We start from the raw sequence: 322 nt of genomic DNA, 5'->3' as shown, positions 1-322 counted from the left end.
GCACGGCGGGCGGCCCGCCTTCGAACTGCGCGCGGTCCTGGCCGCGACGCTCTCGCCGACCTGGGGCGTCTACAGCGGGTACGAGCTGTGCGAGGGCGTGCCGGTGCGCGAGGGCAGCGAGGAGTACCTGGACTCGGAGAAGTACCAGCTGCGGCCGCGCGACTGGGCGGCGGCCGAGCGCGAGGGCCGTAGCATCGCCCCGCTGCTCGCCCGGCTCAACGCGATCAGGCGGCGCAGTCCCGCCCTTCGGCAACTGCGCGATCTGCACTTCCACCATGCGGACAACGATGCCGTGCTGGTCTACAGCAAGCGGGCCGGTGCG

Annotated in this window: 1 pseudogene; it reads left to right on the top strand. The window is 73.0% G+C overall.

Annotation, left to right across the window (positions count from 1 at the left end):
• A pseudogene (locus KM933_RS38890) lies at window positions 1-322 on the top strand (alpha-1,4-glucan--maltose-1-phosphate maltosyltransferase); the annotation flags it as partial.

This window comes from Streptomyces beigongshangae, from assembly GCF_019710745.1.
Taxonomy (GTDB): Bacteria; Actinomycetota; Actinomycetes; order Streptomycetales; family Streptomycetaceae; genus Streptomyces; species Streptomyces beigongshangae.
This window is presented reverse-complemented; position numbering and strand designations above follow the sequence as displayed.